The organism is Pseudooceanicola sp., assembly GCF_029213205.1.
In the GTDB taxonomy this organism is placed as follows: domain Bacteria; phylum Pseudomonadota; class Alphaproteobacteria; order Rhodobacterales; family Rhodobacteraceae; genus Pseudooceanicola.
Map to the genome: position 1 here is coordinate 83,732 of NZ_JARGNH010000007.1, position 21,689 is coordinate 105,420.

At 65.2% G+C, this 21,689-nt stretch carries 14 protein-coding genes; 4 read left to right on the forward strand and 10 right to left on the reverse strand.

Annotated features, from left to right (window positions below):
• Positions 1-30 precede the first annotated feature (30 nt).
• The gene (locus P1U48_RS07810) at positions 31-639 is read right to left on the reverse strand and encodes a CatB-related O-acetyltransferase (RefSeq protein ID WP_301068383.1); all 609 of its coding nucleotides are present in this window, start codon (positions 637-639) and stop codon (positions 31-33) included.
• Between the two features lie 224 nt (positions 640-863).
• Between P1U48_RS07810 and P1U48_RS07815 the strand changes: the two genes are divergently transcribed.
• Positions 864-2,009, forward strand: a complete 1,146-nt coding sequence (locus P1U48_RS07815) for a phosphoserine transaminase (protein WP_301068384.1) — start codon at positions 864-866, stop codon at positions 2,007-2,009.
• 84 nt (positions 2,010-2,093) lie between these two features.
• Entirely contained in the window at positions 2,094-3,689 is a 1,596-nt protein-coding gene (serA, locus tag P1U48_RS07820; protein WP_301068385.1) for a phosphoglycerate dehydrogenase, read from the forward strand.
• A gap of 64 nt (positions 3,690-3,753) precedes the next feature.
• Here the strand turns inward: serA and P1U48_RS07825 are convergent, their stop codons facing one another.
• Entirely contained in the window at positions 3,754-4,128 is a 375-nt protein-coding gene (locus P1U48_RS07825) for a hypothetical protein (protein ID WP_301068386.1), read from the reverse strand.
• Positions 4,129-4,354: 226 nt separating this feature from the next.
• On the opposite strand from P1U48_RS07825, the gene P1U48_RS07830 reads away from it, so the two are divergent.
• Together P1U48_RS07830 and P1U48_RS07835 are read left to right on the forward strand one after the other, a co-directional pair.
• The gene (locus tag P1U48_RS07830) at positions 4,355-5,113 is read left to right on the forward strand and encodes a metallophosphoesterase (protein ID WP_301068387.1); all 759 of its coding nucleotides are present in this window, start codon (positions 4,355-4,357) and stop codon (positions 5,111-5,113) included.
• An 88-nt stretch (positions 5,114-5,201) separates the two neighbouring features.
• The gene (locus P1U48_RS07835; protein ID WP_301068388.1) at positions 5,202-6,380 is read left to right on the forward strand and encodes an acetyl-CoA C-acyltransferase family protein; all 1,179 of its coding nucleotides are present in this window, start codon (positions 5,202-5,204) and stop codon (positions 6,378-6,380) included.
• A gap of 91 nt (positions 6,381-6,471) precedes the next feature.
• Here P1U48_RS07835 and pbpC read toward each other — a convergent pair whose 3' ends face one another.
• The 8 genes from pbpC to P1U48_RS07875 form a co-directional block, all read right to left on the reverse strand.
• Complete coding sequence (gene pbpC, locus P1U48_RS07840) at positions 6,472-8,523, reverse strand: penicillin-binding protein 1C (protein WP_301068389.1); 2,052 nt, start codon at positions 8,521-8,523, stop codon at positions 6,472-6,474.
• Positions 8,520-13,976, reverse strand: a complete 5,457-nt coding sequence (locus P1U48_RS07845) for an alpha-2-macroglobulin family protein (protein ID WP_301068390.1) — start codon at positions 13,974-13,976, stop codon at positions 8,520-8,522. Before P1U48_RS07845 ends, pbpC begins: the two co-directional genes overlap by 4 nt.
• A 374-nt stretch (positions 13,977-14,350) precedes the next feature.
• Positions 14,351-15,127 (reverse strand): peroxide stress protein YaaA, encoded by a 777-nt coding sequence (gene yaaA / locus P1U48_RS07850; RefSeq protein WP_301068391.1) that lies wholly within the window; start codon positions 15,125-15,127, stop codon positions 14,351-14,353.
• A gap of 29 nt (positions 15,128-15,156) precedes the next feature.
• Positions 15,157-17,205, reverse strand: coding sequence for a DNA helicase RecQ (gene recQ / locus P1U48_RS07855; RefSeq protein ID WP_301068392.1), 2,049 nt, complete (start codon positions 17,203-17,205; stop codon positions 15,157-15,159).
• Positions 17,206-17,373: 168 nt separating this feature from the next.
• On the reverse strand, positions 17,374-18,396 hold the full coding sequence (locus P1U48_RS07860; RefSeq protein WP_301068393.1) for an aspartate-semialdehyde dehydrogenase: 1,023 nt from the start codon (positions 18,394-18,396) through the stop codon (positions 17,374-17,376).
• Between the two features lie 79 nt (positions 18,397-18,475).
• Entirely contained in the window at positions 18,476-19,654 is a 1,179-nt protein-coding gene (locus P1U48_RS07865; protein ID WP_301068394.1) for an MFS transporter, read from the reverse strand.
• A 96-nt stretch (positions 19,655-19,750) separates the two neighbouring features.
• Positions 19,751-20,491 carry an SDR family oxidoreductase gene (locus P1U48_RS07870; protein WP_301068395.1) on the reverse strand — a complete coding sequence of 247 codons (741 nt, stop codon included), beginning with the start codon at positions 20,489-20,491 and terminating at the stop codon, positions 19,751-19,753.
• Between the two features lie 12 nt (positions 20,492-20,503).
• Positions 20,504-21,607: an aldehyde dehydrogenase family protein gene (locus P1U48_RS07875; RefSeq protein ID WP_301068463.1), complete on the reverse strand. Its 1,104-nt coding sequence runs from the start codon at positions 21,605-21,607 to the stop codon at positions 20,504-20,506.
• Between the last annotated feature and the right edge of the window lie 82 nt (positions 21,608-21,689).

The following is a 21,689-nucleotide window of genomic DNA, read 5'->3' on the forward strand; positions in this document are numbered from 1 at the left end:
CGGTCATATTTCACAGGCGGCGCGGTTTCGCTAGGGGCGCAGCGCCGCCAGCCCGTCGATATCATTGGCCTCGAGCGCCGGAATGGCCGCGATGATCGCCGCCTCTGGCCAGTCCCACCAGGCGAGATCGAGCAACCGGGCGATCACCGGATCCGGAAACCGCATCCGGATCACCTGCGCCGGGTTGCCGCCGACGATGGCGTAATCGGGCACATGGCCGCGCACCACCGCCCCGGCCTGCACGATCACCCCATGCCCCAGGACCGCCCCCGGCAGGATCAGCGCGTCGCGCCCGATCCAGCAATCCGCGCCGATGACGGTGTCCGGTTTCGGCCCGACCTCGAAGGCATAGGACACCATCCGCGCCGGGTTGAAGATCGCGAAAGGATAGGTGGTGGCGCCGTCCATCGGATGATTGGCCGATGAGGTGATGATCCGCACCCCTTCGGCAATCTGGCAAAACGGCCCGATGCTCAGCTTTTCCGGCGCCCCGGGGAACAGGTAGGGCGCGATGGTCTGCAGGATATCGGCGGGCAGCGCATTGTCGCTGGCATAGGCATAGCGGCCGACACTGATATTCGGGTGCTGTTTGACGCCGGTCAGTTGAAACACGCTCGGCACGCTGGTCCCGTCGGGCATTTTCATCGGCGTCGAATCGGATGGATCGGGAAGCATGCGGGGCCTCGGAAAACACAACAAAGGTTTCCGATAGGCGACAGGGCACGACCGGTTCAAGAAAAAATACGGCAAGCATTCGTATGATTGCAACATCTGCTTCATTGCAAGGTTGGCTGATCCGCCATATATCCGGCAGCGGGACACCCCTCCCCAACGAGGGGCGCTTATCTGAAAGGATAGCATTCATGGCTATTGAAGCTCCGGCAGCGCGGCCGGCAAACCCGCGATTCTCATCTGGCCCCTGCGCCAAAATCCCCACATTCACACTCGACAAGCTGTCCGATGCCGCGCTTGGCCGCTCGCACCGCGCCACCATCGGCAAGGACAAGCTGAAGGCCGCGATCGAGGGCACCCGCGAGGTGCTGGGCATCCCTGCCGATTACAAGATCGGCATCGTGCCCGCCTCTGACACCGGGGCGATGGAAATGGCGATGTGGTCGCTGCTCGGCACCCGCAAGGCGACGATGCTGGCCTGGGAAAGCTTTGGCTCTGGCTGGGTCAGCGACGTGGCCAAGCAGCTGAAGATCGACGCGGAAATCCGCGAGGCCGAGTATGGCCAGATCATTGATTTCAAAACCGTCGATTTCGACACTGACGTCGTCTTCACCTGGAACGGCACCACCTCGGGCGTGCGGGTTCCCAACGGCGACGCGATCCCGACTGACCGCGCCGGGCTGACCATCTGCGACGCGACCAGCGCCGCCTTTGCCCAGGACCTGCCCTGGGACAAGCTGGATGTGACCACCTTCTCCTGGCAGAAGGTGCTGGGCGGCGAGGCGGCCCACGGCATGCTGATCCTGTCACCCCGCGCTGTCGAGCGGCTGGAAAGCTATACCCCCGCCTGGCCGATGCCGAAAATTTTCCGCCTGACCAAGGGCGGCAAGCTGATCGAGGGCATCTTTAGAGGTGAGACGATCAACACCCCGTCGATGCTGGCGGTCGAGGATTACCTCGTGGCACTCGATTGGGCGCGCTCGGTCGGCGGCCTCAACGGGCTGATGAAGCGGGCCAATGCCAACACCAAGGCGATTGCCGATTTCGTCGAACTGCACGACTGGATCGATTTCCTGGCGCAGGATCCGGCAACCCTGTCCAACACCAGCGTTTGCCTGACCTTCAGCGACGACCGGATCAAGGACGGCGCCGCCTTTGCCAAGGCCGTTGCCAAGCGGCTTGAGGCCGAAGGTGTCGGGCTGGATCTGGGCGCCTATCGCGACGCGCCTCCGGGTCTGCGCATCTGGTGCGGTGGCACGGTGGAAGCCGCCGATGTTCAGGCGCTGATGCCCTGGGTCGAATGGGCCTTTTCCGTCGAGATCGCCGCGCAATCCTGAATCAAACGGTGCGTGCCATGCACGCACCTCTCCGACATCCAAAGCGCGGGTTCCCCCGTCGCTCGTATCACAAGGAGCCACAACATGGCCCCCAAAGTACTTATCTCTGACGCCCTTTCCGATGCCGCCGTTCAGATCTTCAAGGATCGCGGCATCGAGGTCGATTTCCAGCCGCAACTTGGCAAGGACAAGGAAAAGCTCCTTGAAATCATCGGCAATTACGATGGTCTCGCCATCCGCTCGGCCACCAAGGTCACCGACAAGGTTCTGGCCGCCGCGACCCGGCTCAAGGTCATCGGCCGCGCCGGGATCGGTGTCGACAACGTCGACAGGGAAGCGGCGTCGAAAAAGGGCGTGATCGTGATGAACACGCCTTTCGGCAACATGATCACCACCGCCGAACACGCCATCGCGATGATGTTCGCCGTCGCCCGGCAATTGCCCGAGGCCTCCGCCTCCACCCATGCCGGCAAATGGGAAAAATCGAAATTCATGGGGGTCGAACTGACCAACAAGACCCTGGGTGTGATCGGTGCCGGCAACATCGGCGGTATCGTCTGCGACCGCGCCCGTGGCCTCAAGATGAAGGTCATCGCCTATGATCCGTTCCTGAGCGACGAAAAAGCCGACAAGATGGGTGTCGAAAAGGTTGAGCTCGACGAGCTTCTGGCGCGGGCCGATTTCATCACCCTGCATGTGCCGCTGACAGATCAGACCCGCAACATCCTCGGCCGGGAAAACCTGGCCAAGACCAAGAAGGGCGTGCGCATCATCAACTGCGCCCGTGGCGGTCTGGTGGATGAGGAAGCACTGGCCGAGCTGCTGAAATCCGGCCATGTGGCGGGCGCCGCCTTTGACGTCTTTACCGTCGAGCCGGCCATCGAGAACCCGCTCTTTGGCCTGCCCAATGTCGTCTGCACGCCGCACCTGGGCGCGGCCACCACCGAGGCACAGGAAAACGTCGCGCTGCAGGTGGCCGAGCAGATGTCGAACTACCTGCTGGACGGCGCGGTCGAAAACGCCCTGAACATGCCGTCGATGACCGCCGAAGAGGCCAAGGTGATGGGCCCCTGGGTCGCGCTGGCCGGACATCTGGGCAGCTTCATCGGCCAGATGACGGACGAGCCGGTCAAGGCGATCAACATTCTGTATGACGGCGCCGTTGCCGAAATGAACCTCGCGGCGCTGAATTGCTCGGTGATCGCCGGGATCATGAAAAAGGTGAACCCGGATGTGAACATGGTGTCGGCCCCGGTTGCGGCGCAGGAGCGCGGCATCCAGATCTCGACCACCAATCAGTCCAAATCCGGCGCCTTTGACGGCTATATCAAGGTGACGGTGGTAACTGAAAAACGCGAGCGTTCGGTCGCCGGGACCTGCTTCAGCGACGGCAAGCCGCGGTTCATCCAGATCAAGGGCATCAATATCGACGCCGAAGTCGGCAACCACATGCTCTATACCACCAACAACGATGCGCCGGGTGTGATCGGCATCCTGGGCTCGGTCCTGGGCAAGGCGGGCGCCAACATCGCCAACTTTACGCTTGGCCGCGCCAGCTATGGTGGCGAGGCGATTGCCCTGCTCTATCTCGACGAGGCACCCAGCGCCGAGATGCTGAAAGCGCTGACGGATACCGGCATCTTCAAACAGGTGAAACCGCTGGAATTCGACCTGGGCTAAGCGCACCACGTCTTTGCTACACACCGGAACGGCCGTCCCAGCAAGGGGCGGCCGATTTCGTATCTCACGCCGCGCGACGGCTGCTTGTCAGCAGAACCACCAGAAAGATCAGCATCGACACGATTGTCAGCAGTGACCCGATCTTCGCCAGCGTCTCTCCGGTCGTTCGGATCGCCATCACGATCCCCGGCACGATCATCACCACCCCGGCCAGCGCCACCACCAGATGCACCTTGGCCAGAGCCTGCGCGGCAGCTTGCGGCACCAGGTGATAATAGAACCCGAAGATCGCCAGGCTCACCCAGCCCAGCAGGTTCAGGTGGGCATGCGCCGAGGCCAGCGTGTGATTGCCACTGATCGACATCTGGATACCCCAGATCATTCCAGCGAGGGCACAGACCGCGCTCGCGATCATAAATATCAGAGCGATACCTTTCATAGTAATCCTTCCTCGGCCAGTCCGGCCCGCCTTTTTGCCAGGCCTCTCTCGTGGCGACCCTTCCACATTACTTAACCTAAGGTAATCCTCAAGATTCTTCCGCTGCAGCCGCGGCTCTCCGCGCTCCAAAGCCGTTCAGCGGCACATCACAAGACTCCCGTTGTGACGCGCGACAGACGTCAATTTGCCACTTGAGATCCGCAGCAGCTTCTGGCCAGATGCCGCCATGCCAATCTATGTGATCCCCGATATTCACGGCCACCGCGCGATGCTGGAACAGGCCCTGCGCCGGATCGCGTCAGACGGCGCCACGGACGCGGACGAGGTGATCTTTCTGGGCGATTTCATTGATCGTGGCCCGGATTCGCGCGGGGTGATCGAGATCCTGTCACAGGGCCGCGAAGCGGGACGCAACTGGTCCTTTCTGATGGGCAATCACGACCGGATGATGCGCCGCTACCTGCTGGACGGAACCGCCACCGACGCGGCGGTGAAATCCGGGATTCCCTGGACTCACAACCGGTTCGGCGGCGCCGCCTTCCGCTCTTACGGGGTGGATCCGACGGCCGCGCAATCCCCCGAAGCGCTGCACGCAGCACTGGTCGCGGCGGTGCCCCGGTCGCATGTCGATTTCCTGGCGACGCTCTCGCTCACCCTGATCCGCGACGAGTTGCTGTTCGTGCATGCAGGCATTCGCCCCGGGATCGCCCTTGCCGATCAGAGTGAGGATGATCTGGTCTGGATTCGCGGAGAGTTCCTGAACCATCCCGATCCGCATCCCTGGCTGGTGGTGCATGGTCACACCGCCCTGCCCGCCCCCCGCCATTTCGGCAATCATATCGACCTGGACGGCGGTGCCGGGATGGGACGCGAGCTGTTTCCGGCTGTGTTCGAGGATGGCATCTGCCACATGCTCACCGCCGAGGGCCGCCAAATCCTGCCCGTCACCCCGCTTGCCCCGGACGAACCCGCCCCCTGGGCCTGATCCGCGCCGGTTGCAACTGGCGGCACATCCGGGCATGAGGTTTCTGAAACAATCCGGCGCGTGGCGCCGACCAGCAAGGAGAGACAACATGCAAGACATCGTCATCCTCGACGGCGCCCGCACCGCCATTGGCACCTTCGGTGGCAGCCTGACGGGCACCGCTCCGATCGACCTCGCCACAACCGCCACCAAGGCCGCGCTCGAACGCGCCGGTGTCGAGGGCGCACAGATCGGCCATGTCGCCTTTGGCCATGTGATCAACACCGAACCGCGCGACATGTATCTGTCGCGGGTGGCGGCGATCCAGGCGGGGGTTCCCGACAGCACCCCGGCGATGAACGTCAACCGGCTCTGCGGCTCGGGCGCCCAGGCCATCGTCTCGGTCATGCAATCCCTGGTCATGGGCGACGCCGATTTCGGCCTGGCCGGTGGCGCCGAAAACATGTCGCGCGCGCCCTATATCAATCAGGCCGAACGCTTCGGCCAGAAGATGGGCGATATCAAGGTGCGCGACATGATGCTCGGCGCGCTGAACTGCCCGTTTGGCACCGGCCATATGGGGGTGACGGCGGAAAACGTCGCCGCCGAGCATGACATCAGCCGCGCCGCGATGGACGACTTCGCGCTGCTCAGCCAGCAACGCGCCATTGCGGCGATCGAGGCCGGGCGCTTCAAATCGCAGATCGTGCCGGTCGAGGTCAAGGTCAAGCGCGACCTCGTCGCCTTTGACACCGACGAACATATCAAACCCGCAACCACGCTCGAGGGGCTGGCCGGGCTGCGCCCCGCCTTCCAAAAGGACGGCAGCGTCACCGCCGGCAACGCCTCGGGCATCAATGACGGCGCCGCCGCCATGGTGCTGGCGACCGCCGAAGCGGCCCAAAAAGCCGGGCTGAAAGCCAAGGCCCGGATCATTGGCTACGCCCATGCCGGGGTCCGCCCCGAGGTGATGGGCATTGGCCCCGTGCCCGCCATCAAGAAACTGCTGGCGAAAACCGGCCTCACAGTTGGCGATTTCGCGGTGATCGAATCCAACGAAGCCTTCGCCGCTCAGGCGCTGGCGGTGAACAAGGAACTCGGCCTCGATCCGGCCAAGGTGAACCCGAACGGCGGCGCTATTGCCCTCGGCCACCCGGTCGGGGCCACCGGTGCGCTGATCACCATCAAGGCGCTGTACGAACTTGAGCGTATTGGCGGCGGCAAGGCGCTGATCACCATGTGCATCGGCGGCGGTCAGGGCATCGCCCTGGCAATCGAAACGATCTGATCGACGGCAGAGGCCGCCCCCGGCTTCTTCTGGTCGAAACTATCTTCGGGGGTCCGGGGGCAGACAGCCCCCGGGTCCGTCACCGCCGCGGCTAGCGCAATTGCACGCGCACCCGGGCCGCCCGGCCCTCGGCGTCGATCACGGTGATCTCTGAAAATCCCGGCCCCAGCCCCTGCAACAACAGCTCGCGCTGGCGCACCGCGACCTCTGCCGGACGCCCGCTGACCAGCCAGGTGAACGGTGCCCGCCCGGCACGGACCTTCACCGGCAGCCCGTCCCCGGCATTTTCCAGCACCGCGCCATCCGGCGGAAACGCCATCACCGGTGCATCACGGTCCGCCGCGATCTCGGCGCTGCGGCTGCGGAACCGCTTCAGCGGCTCCGGCAATTGCGAGGCGCCGATCAGCAGGGTCTCGGGCGGTGGCGGCGGCAGCGGATCGAATTGTGGCTTCAGCCGCTGGAACGCGTCGAACAGCAGCGGCGCCGCGCTGTCGCCGCCAAAGGCGCCGGGCACCGGGGTGCCATCCGGGCGGCCAATCCAGATCCCGACCACATGGCGCCCGTCAAAGCCGATGGCCCAGGCATCGCGGTGGCCATAGCTGGTCCCGGTCTTGTAGGCGAGCCGGTTCATCGGCGCATCCGGCGGCGGGGTCAGACCGGCCAGGATATGTCCGACCTGCCAGGCCGCCGCCCGCGACACGATCCGCCGCGGCGTCCCCACAGCGCCATCCAGCCGATAGCTCAGCGCCTGCGATTGGCCGCCCTCGGCCAGACCGGCATAGAGCGCCACCAGATCCTCCAGCGTCACCCCGACCCCGCCCAGTGCCAGCGCCAGCCCCGGCTTGCCGCCGGGCAGCACCGCCCTGACCCCGGCCCGGACCAACCCAGCCATAAGATGTTCCGGCCCCAGCGCCTCGGTCAGCATCACCACGGGGATGTTCAACGATTGCCGCAGCGCCTCGGCCACCCGGATGTCGCCACGGAATGCGCCATCGAAATTCTGCGGCGCATAGCTGCCAAAGGCGATCGGCCGGTCGGCGATCAGGGTCTCGGGATGCGCCAGCCCGGCGTCAAAGGCCAGGGCATAGACCAGCGGTTTCAGCGTCGATCCCGGAGAGCGCAGCGCCTGGGTCATATCGACGAACCCCTGCCGGGAGTCCGCCCCGCTGTAGCCACCGGATCCAACCGAGGCGATGATCTCGCCGGTCTTGTGATCCACCGCGACCATCGCCACCGACAGCCCCGGCCCGGTGCCACGCAGCGCCTTGCCCGCCAATGCCTCCAGCGCGGTCTGCACCCCGGCATCGAGGCTCAGCAGATGTTGCGCCCGTTCCGGTGCGGCGGCCAGCGCCCGGTCGGTCAGATGCGGCGCCAATGCTGGAAAGGCGCGGCGCGCGGCCGGAACCGGTTCGCTGAATCCCGCCTCGGCGGCGCCGCGGCTCAGCAAGCCAGCGCTCACCATACGGTCAAGTACGCGATTCCGCGCCACCCGTGCCGCCGTCCGATCCAGGTCCGGACGCCGCGCCTCGGGCGCCTGCGGCAGCGCGATCAGCAGCGCCGCCTGGGCCGGGGTCAGCCGCGCCGGTTCCTTGCCGAACCAGGCCAGAGAGGCCGCGCGGATGCCCTCCAGATTGCCACCATAAGGCGCCAGGGTCAGGTAGAGCCGCAGGATGTCGTCCTTGCTCAACCGCCGCTCCAGCGCCAGCGCCAACCGGGTTTGACGCAGCTTGCCCGCCCAGTTCCCGGTGCCGCTGGCCTCAAGCAGCCGGGCGACCTGCATGGTCAGAGTCGATCCGCCCGACACCACCCGGCCATGCCGCAGCGCCTGCCAGGCGGCGCGCAGCACCGCGCGGGGGTCGACGCCGGAATGATCGGCAAAGCGGTGATCCTCGAACGCGATCAGCATCTTCAGGAACAGCGGATCGACCCGACCCGGGTCGGCGCCCATCCGCCAGATACCATCCGCCACCGTATAGGCGCGCAACAGCACACCATTGCGGTCCAGCATCTCAACCGAGGTGGCGGGCGCCAGCCCGGGCAATTCGGTGCGCCCAACCCAATCGTCAAACCCATCGCGCCCGGCGGCGCCGAGCCCCAGCACCAGGGTCAGCGCCGCCAGGGCCCGCCCGGCGCGGCGGCTCATGGCGTGACCGTGATCCGGCCCGCATCGCTGCGCGCGCGGTAGCGCGGCCGATACATATCCTCGACCACCGCCGCCGGGTGATGGTAGCTGCCCGGCGAGATCGCGCGCACGATATAGGCCAGTTCAAACGGCTTGTCCGAGCGCCAGTCGACCGCCGCCAGGAACCGGTCCGAGCGGAACTCCGTGGTTTGGATCTCGACGGTCTTGACGAAATCCAGCCCGGCGATATCGCCGGCGCGCAGCAGGTTCGGATTGTCGATCTCAAACCCGGCGGGCAGCGGATCATCCACCATCAGCCGCGCCCCGGTCTTTTCAAACGGTTGCACCTTCAGCACCGTGACCAACCGGGTTCCGGCCTTGACCTGCGATGGCGACACCGGCTGACCCTCCAGCGTGTAGTAGCGCCGCTCGATCGCATAGCCATAGCCACCGGCAGGCACCGGATGATCCGGCACCCCGATGGTGGTCAGGGTGATGTCGGTGGTGCGCGCGCCCTCGTTGCGGATCGCCATGCCGATCGCCGCCTCGGCCTCAAGCGCGCGCACCATCGGCCCCTCGACCAGAGCGCCATTGATCGAAATCCCCGCGACGCTGGGATCATCGACCAGCGCCTTGGCCGCCAGCAGCGTCCAGGCGCTTTCCTGGGTCGACATTGGCCCCTCGGCGGCGCCGATCTGGCTGGCCAGCAGCGCCCGGTCGACCGCGTTTGAGCCGGATTCGACCGCCAGCGACAGCACCCCGGCGGTGTCGCGCAGGTTGGTGCCGTAATCGACACGATAGACCGCCGCTTCGCTCATCTCTTGGCGTTCGGCCAGCATCCGCCCGGCAATGGCAAACATCGCATCGGCACGCACCTGATCGCCATAAGAGGCCAGCGCCGCGCCCAGCTGCGCCGCCGCCAGCGGCGTGGCGAAATCCTCGCCCTTCACATCAGCGTAATAGCGCAGATCGCCCATATTGGCCGCGCCCTCCCGCGCCAGAACCAGCAGCGCATAGGCCAGGTCCTCACCGCCACCATTGGTGCTGGCGTCGAAATCGGGGGCGTAATTGACCCGGTTGCGCAGATTGTCCATCGCATTGCGGAAGGCAATGTCAGGCACCACATGCCCTTCGGCCCGCGCCCGGCTGAGGAAATCCGAGACATAGGCATCCAGCCAGAAATCGCCAGATCCCGCACGCCACAGCCCAAAGGCACCGTTCGATGCCTGCCGGGCCAGAACCTGGGTCACCGCCTGGGTGATGCGCTGATCGACCTGCGGTTTGCTGGCCAGCCCCATCGCCTCGGTCACCGCCGAAAGATAGAGCAGCGGCATCGCCTTTGAGGTCACCTGTTCGGTGCAGCCATAGGGATAGCGGTTCAGCGTCGCCAGCAATTCCGGCGCATCCAGCCGCGCCAGCGGCCCGGCGGACGCGATGACCTGACCGGTGCCGGGACGCAGCCCGGCAAAGACATTGGCATCCAAGGTAAAGGTTGCGCCCACCGCCAGATCAAAGCGGCGGGTGGTCGAGATCGGCAGGTCATTGGCCCGCACCGGCAGCGCCAGCGTCTTGGTCAGCTGCTTGCCGCCCGGCGTGGTCAGCGCCACCCGGATGCTGTGATCGCCTACCTCACCCGCCGTCACCGGCAGACGCAGCACTGTCTTGCCCTTGTCGCTCAGATCAATGCCCGAGGGCGCGGACCCGTCCAGGGTTACGCCACTGGCTGTCACATCCAGCCCGGCCCGGCCCACCGGACCGGAGGCATGCACGATTTCCAGCAGCAGGGTCGACTGATCCCCCGGCGCCATAAAGCGTGGCAGGGTCGCGGTCACCACCACCGGGTCGCGCACCAGCACATCCGTCTCGGCAGATCCGACCCCGGTCGCCGACCAGGCCAGAGCCGCCAACCGCACGGTGCCGTTGAATTCCGGAATATCAAAACGCACCTCGGCCCGGCCATCGGCGCCGACCTGCACCGGACCGCTGAAATAGGCGACCAGCTCTTCGGTCGGCGGCGGGCTCTGCAGCCTTTGCCGGTCCGACGCATCGCCGCCCGAGCGCACCGCCCCCATCGCGCCGTTATTGGCGTCGATCAAGCGGCCATAGAGGTCGCGGATATCCATCCCCAGACGGCGCTGACCAAAGTAATGCGCCTGCGGATCCGGCGTCTTGAACCCGGTCAGGTTCAGGATGCCCAGATCCACCGCCGCGACGGTAACCCAGGCCACATCGCCCTCAGCCACCCCGTCAACCTGCACCGCGGCCACCAGCGGCCCGCGTGGATCGCTTTCGGCGGGCGCGTCAAAGCGGACCGCCAGCGCCTTGGCGCCGGGGTCGATCTTGGCATAGCTCAGCCCCATCGACCGGGCCGGATTACGCCCGGCGGCCACATCCATCGGCCGCATCACCGAGACCGTGACATAGGCCCCGGCCCCCCAGTCGGCGGTCACTGGCAGATCAATCAGGTTTTCACCTTCGTGAACCGCCACCGCCTTCATGTCGATCAGCCGGTTCGACAGCACGGTCACCAAAGCGGTGCCCGCGTAACGCGGCACAACCCGGACCTGCGCGGTGTCGCCAATCGCGTAATCGGGGCGGTCCAGTGACAGTTCCAGCGTGTCCGGTGAGGTGGTGCTGTCCGCAGGCGCATACCAGCCCGCGAAAAAGCTGACCGATGAGGCAAGCGGAACCTCTGCGCCGTCATGTTCCACAACGATCTCATAGCGCCCCCAGGTGACCGGTGCCGACACGGACACCGGATCGCCGCCCAGAGTCGCGGCGCCTGCGGCCACTTCGGTGCGGGTGGTGAAGGGTTCCCAGTTCCATTGGCCGTATTGCTGGTACCATTGGTAATGGGTTTCCACGCGGTTGATGCGCCAGGTCACCGGCAAATCCACCGGATCGAGGTCGGGGCCAATCGCGATCAGCTTGAATCCGGCCTCGGAATTCTCCTGAGCCACGTCATCGAAATCCTTGCGGATGCCGATGATCGGTTCCGCAGGTGCCACCAGCCGGGTGATCGCCCGCTCCACCGGCCGACCCGAGCCTTCACGCACCCGCACCACGATCTCGGCCTCGGCCGGGCGGTCCAGATTCTCGATATAGGGCAGGTCAAGCTGCAGGCTGGCGCTGCCATCCTCGGCGGTGGTGGCACCGGAAAGCCCGGCCATCCGGCGATAGATCTTCTCGTCATGGCGCCCGAACAGATAGCCGGGCCAGGCGGCCAGGCGGCGGGTGGCCGACAAAAACACATCGCCCTCGATCCCCAGCCCGCCAGCGGGAGCGCCGAACAGATAGCGCGCGCTCAGGGTCAGCGGCGGCACATCGTCAAACCGCATCGGTCCCTCGGGCAGGGCCAGATCAAAGTCGATCCGCTCGGGCAGAAAATCCTCGACCAGCACATCGCGTGAGGCCAGCGCCGCCGCCTTGGGATCGGCATGGATATCGATCCGCCAGGTGCCGCGCGGCGCGCTGGCGGCCACCGGCATATCCCAGACATGGCCGCCTGCCAGATCGGCGCCCGAGGTCATCCGCGCATATTCCACCCCGTCCGGGCGGGTCAGCACCGCAGTCAGCGGCAGCCCGGCAATCGCCTTGGACACCCCGTCGCGGGCCAGCGCCGTCGCATGGATCACCTCGCCAGCGCGATAGGCACCGCGGTCGGTGGCCAGGAACACATCGATCGGCGGTGCCGACGGGCGGCCTTCAACGCCGCGGTCTGACAGGTCAAAGGCCGGATCGGTCAGCGACAGGAACGCCAGATCATTGTCCCCCGCCCGCGCGGTGATCAACGCCGGAGCGGCGCCACCCGCGCCACGGGTCAGACCATCGGCAAAGCGGATATAGCCCGCCTCATCGGTCAGCGCACTACCCAGCACCCGGTTCGAGCGTGACAAAAGCTGCACCTCGACCCCGTCCCGCGCCGCCGCATCGCCCAGCCCGCGCACAAACACATGCAACCCGTCGCTGCCCGACATCGTGGTCAGGCCGAGGTCGGTCAGGATGAACCATTGGGTGGCCGGTTCGTAATCGTATTTCTCGGCATCCGGAATCGTCGCGGTCAGCGCGTAGGCGCCCGGTTCCAACCCCTGCAACACATCGCCCAGCGGCAGCCGGGTCAGCATCTCCTGGTTCAGCTCATTCTGCACCTCGCCGATGCCCTGCCAGACGTCCTCGGCGATATCCGAAGTGAAATCCTCTTCTTCCCAGCCATAGATCGGGCGGCCGAAATAGCTGTCCTGAATGGCGCGCAGCAGGTTGCGGTCGATCACCCGGCGCAGTTTCAGCGACACCTTGTCGGTGTTCACCGTCTCGATCGGCAGGGCCGCGGCGCCGCTGGCGGGCAGCACATAGGCACGGCCCGGGAAGCGCGCGACCGGCGACCGGTCGCGGATGTAAAATCGCAGCTCGACATCCTTGACCAGTTTCTCGCCCGAGCGCGCGGGCATCCCTTCGCGGAAGGTCACGGTATAGCGTTCACCATGGGCACCGCCGTTGATGCAGATCTGATTGCCATCCGCCTCGATCGCCATCGAGGCATCCGGCAGTTTGACATAGGTGGCGTAATCGACGCCCTCCTTGGCCAGCGGCTCAGAAAACTCGGCACAGATCCGCGGCCGCGCCTGATCGCTGTCGATCCGGTGCTCGGTGATCCGAAAGCCGAATTTCGCAATCGCATCATCCAGCGCCGCAGAGATGTCTTCGCGCGGTTGCAGCCGCTCGGCCAGCCGCAGCGCCGGGATCATGTCGCGGCCCCGGTTGGTGATCCGCAGTGCATCCGCCATCACCATCAACGCATTGACCCGTATCGGCACCTGATCGGCCCGCAGATAGGCATTGGCGGCCGCACTCAGCGCCCGGTTGCGATAGCGATTGCGGATCGTCGAACTATCGGTCTCGATCATCAGCAGCAGCCGCGCGAATTCGGCCCATTGGCTGGCGTCATCGGATTGCGCCACCGCGCCGCCCATCCAGCGCATCGCGTTCAGCAGGTCACCCGAGGCACGCTGCGCGCGGGAATTGTCCAGCATGGTCTGCAGGGCAAACTGCCCCGAAGGGTGGATCCAGCCGATCTGTTCGGCCAGGTTGCGCGCCGCACGCAGGGTCGACTCGCCAAGGAACATGACATCGCCGACCCGTTCCGCCGCCAGGCCCGCCACCTGCGCCGGCAGCGTGATCATTTGCGCCGAATGCGCCCCGTCGAATGGCACCCGGCTGCTGACAGCGCTTTTCGGGAAACAGGCGTTGGCCTTGGCGTTGAAGGTAAAGGCCGTGCATTGGTCCAGCGTTTCGCAGGTCTTGCGGCAGGCCTCGAAGGTGGTGTCGAACAGGCTTTGCAGATCAGCGCCCGGGAAGTCGGTGTTCATCGTCACGATCATCCGCTTTTTTGGCAACGGTTGTTCGGTGGCGGTTTGGGCGGTTGCGGTACCGATGCACAGGACCAGGGAGAAAAGCGCGGCGACAAGGCGAACCATGGCAAAACCTTTGTAGATGGACGGCGAAACTGGACGGCGGAAATAGCTGTAAGTCTTGCAAGACAGCATCGTGATGGCAACGATTCCCTCGCTCTGGACCCAAATGTGAACGCTTTGTTCACCAAGCTCAGCCAGCTTGGCGACATCCGACCAACCGCAGGGTGTTTCAGACACCCCTTACCTCCGCCCGGGTCGGGCTGCATTTCGTCAGCAACGGAGAAGAGGCGCTCCAGGCCGGGCGTGACCTACGGCCAGACATGATATTCATGGGTATCTCGATGCCGATCATCGTCGGCAAAGCGGCAACCCGACGCATCCGTATCGAAGAGGCCGGCAAGGGTCAGGGCGCCTGTGCCGGTGATCGCGTTGACAGCTCAGGCGACGGCGCGGCGTGCCCGCACAAATGCCAGGCGCCCCGGTTCGGAGCGGGCCGCGTCAAAGCCATAGCCGTCGAGGTCAAAACCGATGAGATCGGCAGGTGTCGTCACCCGGTTGACGATCAGCCAGCGCGCCATCGCCCCACGCGCCCGTTTGGCGAAAAAGCTGATCATCTTGGCCGAGTCCCCCTCGGCCTCAAGGAACACCGGGGTGATCACATTCAGCCCCAGCCGCCTCAGGTCGACCGCGCCGAAATATTCCTGGCTGGCGCAATTCACCAGCGTATCGGTGCCGATCTGATCCGCCTGCTGCCTGAGCGTCCGGGCCGGCAGGTCGCGCCAGAAGTCATAGAGCGTGGCCCCGCGCCGGGTCTTTAATCGGCTGCCCATTTCCAACCGATAGGGCTGAATCCCGTCCAGCGGTCGCAGCACCCCATAAAGCCCCGACAGGATCCGCAGACGCGCCTGCGCCGCTGCCATCTCTTCAGCGCTGAAATCACCCGCCCGCAGCCCCTGATAGGTGTCCCCGGCAAAGGCCAGGGCGGCAGGGCGCAGCGTCTCCGCCTCGGGCGCATCGGCAAAGGCGCGGAACCGATCCCGGTTCAGCCGCGCCAGATCGTCGGAGAGACTCATCAAGCCGCGCAGATCACGCAGGCTGAGATTGCGCATGGTCCGGGCCAGACTGTTGGCCTCGGCAATGAAATCCGGGGTGGTCATGGCGCCGTCCCGGGCGCTCCAGTCCAGCTTTTTGGCCGGTGAAATCACGATCAGCATGGCAGGCCCCCTTGGCTTTAGCCGATGATTTAGCCCGCCGCGCGCAGCACGTCCAGAAACGCCGCGCCGAACCGTTCCGCGCGCCGCTCACCCAGGATCCGGGTCAGCCCGTCCTCACTGTCAGGGCGCGCCGCCGCCACCTTGGCCAGCAGCGCTGCCGAACAGCTGAGCGGTTTGTCGATGCCGTCGGAACCGCGCGTCAGATCGGTCTGCGCCTGCATCAGCCGGTCATAGAGATCGCCTGAGGTCCGCCCGGCCAGTTTGCGCCGCGCCGGATGCACGTCATCACTTTCGCCGGTGATCACCGCCAGAAAGGTGGCGCCATAGCGTTCCAGCTTTTTCGCGCCGACACCGCCGACCCGCGCCATATCATCCAGAGTCTGCGGCCGGGTTTCGACCATTTCGATCAGCGTCCGGTCCGGGAAGATCACATAGGCGGGGACCCGCGCCGCCTCGGCCAGCGCCCGGCGTTTCGCCTTCAGCGCCGACAACAGCGGCTCGTCCTCTTCCGACACCAGCGTTTTCACCGCCGGACGCCGGGATTTGCTGCCGGCCTGGTCAATACTGTCGCGGCGCAGGGCGATCTCGGCCTCGCCGCGCAGGATCGGGCGGGCCGCCTCGGTCATGGTCAGCGCGCCGTGACGGTCGGGATTCGGGCGGATCAGATCGCGGCCCATCATCTGCCGGAACACCGCCGCCCATTCGCGGCGCGAAAATTCCTGTCCGACGCCAAAGGTCGGCAGTGAATCGTGCCCGCGCGCCCGGACCTTGTCGGTGGCGGTGCCGGTCAGGATATCGGTCAGATGCCCAGCGCCAAACCATTCCTCGGTGCGCAGGATCGCCGACAGCGCCTTGCGCACCGCCTCGGTCGCATCGAACACTTCGGGCGGGCGATCACAGAGGTCGCAATTGCCGCAGGGTTCCGAGGTTTCACCGAAATACCCCAGCAGCACCTGACGGCGACAGCCCAGCGCCTCGGCCAGACCCAGCAGCGCATTCAGCCGCCCGTGATCGGCAATCCGCCGCTCTGGCGGTGCCAGCCCCTCGTCGATCTGCGAGCGGCGCAGGCGGATGTCATCGGCACCGAACAAGGTCAGGGTTTCCGCCGCGACGCCATCGCGCCCGGCGCGGCCGATTTCCTGATAATAGGCCTCGATGCTCTTGGGCAGATCCGCATGGGCAACCCAGCGGATATCCGGCTTGTCGACCCCCATGCCAAAGGCGACGGTGGCGACAACGATCAGCCCGTCCTCGCGCTGAAACCTGGTTTCCGCGATGCGCCGATCCTCGGCGTCCATCCCGCCATGGTAATGGATGGCCAGATGCCGGGCCTCGCCCAGCGCCCTGGCCAGGGTCTCGGTCTTGGCCCTGGTGCCGCAATAGACGATGCCGGACTGGCCTTTGCGGGCGGCGGCGAAGTCGAGGATCTGGCGGCGCGGGTTGTCCTTGGCGGCAAAGGCGAGGTGGATATTGGGACGGTCAAACCCGTGCAGAAAAGTCGTCGGCGCCTGCCCGTCGAACAGCCGGGCGATGATTTCCTCGCGGGTCTCGGCATCGGCGGTGGCGGTAAAGGCGGCAACCGGCACGTTCAGCGCCCGGCGCAATTCGCCGATGCGCAGGTAATCGGGGCGGAAATCATGGCCCCATTGGCTGACGCAATGCGCCTCGTCCACCGCGACCCGTGTGACCCCAATCCGCCGCAACATCCGCATTGTGCCGTCAGCGGCGAGGCGTTCCGGCGCGAGATAGAGCAGCTTCAGCGCCCCGGCCTCGATCCGGTCCCAGACGTAATCGGTTTCGTCCTGGGTGTTGCCCGAAGTCAGCGCCCCGGCCTCGACCCCGGCCTCACGCAGCGCCCGCACCTGATCGCGCATCAATGCGATCAGCGGCGAGATGACGACGGTCACCCCTTCCGACAACAACGCCGGGAGCTGAAAGCACAGAGACTTGCCGCCCCCCGTCGGCATGATCGCCAGCACATTGTGATTGGCCGAGACCGCGTCGACGATTTCAGCCTGACCAGGGCGAAAGCCGTCGAATCCGAATACATCGCGAAGAAGCTGGGCAGCGTCGCTCATCAGGCCTGTTTTCTGGTTGATCCGCTCGTTGGTCGGAGTGTCCCACACTCAGAATCGGGACACAAGAGTCCGGGCGATTTGTCAGCTAAGCAGAGAGCCGTGCCCGGCCATCCGGTCGGGCAGACCTGTTCAAACGACGTGCCGGCCCACCTCAGGCGGACCCAGGCCTCAACCTTTTTTCAGGCAGTCCCGGCCCAGAACTTCGGCGATCTGCACCGCGTTCAGCGCCGCGCCCTTGCGCAGGTTGTCAGAGACCACCCAGAGGTTCAGGCCGTTGTCGATGGTCGAATCCTGGCGGATCCGCGAGATGAAGGTGGCGAAATCGCCGACGCATTCGACCGGGCTGACGTAGCCGCCGTCCTCGCGCTTGTCGATCACCATGCAACCCGGCGCCTCGCGCAGGATATCACGGGCCTCGTCCTCGTCGAGGAAATCCTCGAATTCGACATTGATCGCTTCGCAATGGCCGACGAACACCGGCACCCGCACACAGGTCGCGGTGAGCTTGATGCCGGGGTCCATAATCTTCTTGGTCTCGACCACCATCTTCCATTCTTCCTTGGTCGATCCGTCTTCCATGAAGACATCGATCTGCGGAATCACGTTAAAGGCGATCTGTTTCTGGAACTTCTTCGGCGGCACTTCGGTCACGGGATTGTAGATCGACTTGGTCTGATCCCAGAGCTCGTCCGCCCCCTCTTTGCCGGCGCCCGAGACCGCTTGATAGGTCGACACCACCACCCGTTTGATCCGCGCCCGGTCATGCAGCGGTTTCAGCGCCACAACCATCTGTGCGGTCGAACAATTCGGGTTGGCGATGATGTTTTTCTTGGCATAGCCATGAATCGCGGCGGCGTTCACCTCCGGCACGATCAGCGGCACATCCGAATCGTAGCGATAGAGCGACGAATTATCGATCACCACGCAGCCCGACTTGGCGGCCTTCGGCGCGAATTCCTTGGTCGGGCCGGATCCGACCGCGAACAGGGCAATGTCCCAGCCGGTGAAATCGAACGTGGCGAGGTCCTGGACCTTCAACGTCTTGTCGCCAAAGCTCACCTCGGTACCCAGTGACCGGCGGCTGGCCAGCACGGCGATCTGATCGACCGGGAATTCCCGTTCGGCCAGAATATTCAGCATTTCGCGGCCCACATTGCCGGTGGCACCCGCGACGACGACTTTATAGCCCATAGGATCGACTCCATTCATTCCGAACGGGTCTTAAAGTAAGGGCATTCCCGACGAAAGCGACTTCTGCTGATGGTGGCAATCAGTCCAGGCGATCACGGGAAAACAGATAGGCCACCAAACCCAGCGCCAGGGCCACGCCATAGAACAGGAATATCGCGTCATAGGTCTGGGCCGGGCTGCTGCCGGCAGCGGCTTCGGCGGCATAGATTCGCCCGGTGATCAATTGTGATCCGCCAACCCCCATCATCCCGCAAAGGTTCAGCAGCGTCACCCCGCGCCCGATCAGATGCGGCGGCACAAAGGCCCGGCCATGCGAGATCAGCAACGAATAGCAGGACGAGAAGAAACAGAGCGCCGCGATCAGGATCGCCGCCTGCCAGATGCCGCTAGGCGGCAGCACAATCAGGGCAAAGCAGGTCAGGGTGGCAATCGCGACGCCAACCGCCGCCAGCCATTTCCGGGTGCGAAAAACCAACTCGCCCGGACCATAGGCCAGGGTGCCGGCCACCACCGCCACCCCGAGGATCAGCGCCACGGTGCCGATGGTGGCGAAATCGGCGCCATAGACCTCGGTCAGGTAGGGGCCGGTCCAGACGCCGCGAAACCCGCCCGCGGGCAGGTAGCAGACCGTCATCAGTGGCAGGATCGGCCACATCGCCGGAATCCGCAGGATGTCAAAGATCGATCCGTGTTTTTCCACTGTGACCCGCGCCGGATCGCGCACCACCACCAGAATACCAAGGGCGGCGGCAATGCTGAGCCCGGCCAGCACGGCCATCGTGCCGCGCCAGCCGAACAGATCGACCGCCCAGACCAGCGGCAGCGAGGAAAAGATGCTGCCAGTGGTGCCGATACCGACGATCAGCCCGGCATAGGTTGAAAACCGCGACGGCGGGTATTCGCGGGCCAGGATGTAATAGGCCGCCATCAGCACCGGCGCGCAGCCGATGCCCAGCAGCGCCATGCCCAGCGATATGTGCCAGGGCGCGGTCGCCACCACAAAGGTCGCGGCGCCGCCGCCGCCGCCAAACAGCAGCAGCCAGGCCGCGGTCCGGCGCGGTCCGATCCGGTCGAGCATCGCGCCGACCGGGATCTGCGACAGCGCAAAGAACAGGAACCACAAACCCGAGGCATTGGCCATTTCCTCGGGGGTGGCGCCAAGGTCGCGTTGCAACGGCACCGTCAGGACCGACAGAAAACTGCGGTAGAATTGCGACAGCACATAGGCCAGCCCGAGCAGGACGATATCCTTGCGCATCTAAAGTCGCCCAACCAGCAGCACGCCCCTCAGCCCGGCGCGCGGGCACCCGGGGCAAATGTCATCGAGATATGTCAATTCAGTCTCTTTTTCAGCCTAGATACAGCGCCCGCCATCGACCGGCAGGCAGACGCCTGTCACCATCGACGCCTCTTCGCTGCACAGAAACAGCGCCGCATTGGCAATGTCCAGCGGTGTCGACAGCCGCCCCAGCGGAATCGTCGACAGGAACTTGGCGCGCATCTCGGGGGTGTCTTCGCCCATGAAGGTCGGCAGCAGAGGGGTTTCGCCCGCCACCGGGTTCACCGCGTTGACGCGAATGCCAAGGGGGGCCAGTTCGATCGCCATGGTCTGCGTCGCGGTCATCATCCAGCCCTTTGAGGCGTTATACCAGTTCAGGTTCGGCCGCGGGCTGATCCCGGCGGTCGACGAGATGTTGCAGATCGCGCCGCTCTTGCGGGCCTTCATCGCCGGCACCAGGGCGCGGGCGGTCAGGTAGACCGATTTGGCATTCACCCTGAGGACGCGGTCGAATTCCTCTTCGGTGACCTCCTCCATCGGTTTCGGCATATGGCTGATCCCGGCGTTGTTCACCAGAATGTCGACCTGGCCAAAGGCGGCGTTGGCGGCCTCCACCATCGCCTGCACGCTGGCCCCGTCACCGACATCGACCGCGCAGCCGATGCCGTCGATTTCAGCCGCCATTTTCGCGGCGGCCTCACCCTGAATATCCGCGACCATCACCCTTGCGCCCTGTTCGGCGAACCGGCGGGCAATACCGGCGCCAAACCCCTGCGCCGCGCCAGTGACAATGGCGGTTTTTCCTTGCAGTCTCATGCGCTCTCTCCCTCAGCCATGACAGGCCGCGACGGTTTTCAGGGTGGTGAAGCCATACAGCGCCTCAAACCCTTTTTCCCGCCCATGCCCGGATTTCCCGACGCCGCCGAATGGCAATTCCACCCCGCCCCCCGCGCCGTAATTGTTGATGAACACCTGCCCGGCCTTGATCGCCCGGGCCAGCCGCATTTGGCGGGCGCCATCGCGGGTCCAGACCGAGGCGACAAGCCCGTAATCGGTGCCATTGGCGAGGCGCACCGCCTCGGCCTCGTCATCAAAGGGGATGACCACCTGCACCGGGCCGAATATTTCCTGCTGCGCCAGCGCGTGGTCGCCGCTGGCCCCGGCAAACAGGGTCGGGGCGATGTAATAGCCCGCCTCGGGCAGATCCCCGAGGATCGGGCGCGCCGCGACCTCCAGATCACTGCCCTGATCGAGGAACCCCGCGACGAGGTCGCGTTGTTTGGCGGAAATCAGCGGCCCGACATCGAAATCGTCGACCGCCCGCCCGACCCTGAGCGCAGCATACCGCTCTGCCATTTTCGTCAGCAATTCGTCATAGCGCGACCGCTCAACCAATATCCGGGACGAGGCTGAACAGGTCTGCCCACAATTCTGGATGCCCGCATTCACCAGAAACGGCAAAGCCGCGTCCAGATCGGCATCAGCAAAGACCAGCTGCGGTGATTTCCCGCCCAGTTCCAGCGTCACCGGCACCACATTTGCCGCCGCCGCCGCCTGCACCGCCGCCCCGGTGGCGACAGACCCGGTAAAGCTGATGTGCTGCACCCCGGGATGCGCCGACAGCGCCGCGCCCGCCTCACTGCCCAGCCCCGGCACCACGTTCAGCGCGCCGTCCGGCAATCCGGCCTCCTTCGCCAGAGACGCAAAGGCCAGCGCGGTCAGGCAGGCATCCTCGGCGGGCTTCAGCACGCAGGCGTTGCCGGTGGCCAGCGCCGCGCCGACCGAGCGGCCGATGATCTGCATCGGGTAGTTCCACGGCACGATATGGCCGGTCACCCCATGCGGCTCGCGCAGGGTGTAGACGGTATAGCCGTCGAGATAGGGGATGGTTTCACCCATCAGCTTGTCCGCCGCACCGCCATAGAATTCCATATAGCGCGCCAGCGCCAGCCGGGGCGACCCAGTCGCCACCGATCAGGCATTTTGACGGGTCGAACCAAAGCGAAAGCGGGTC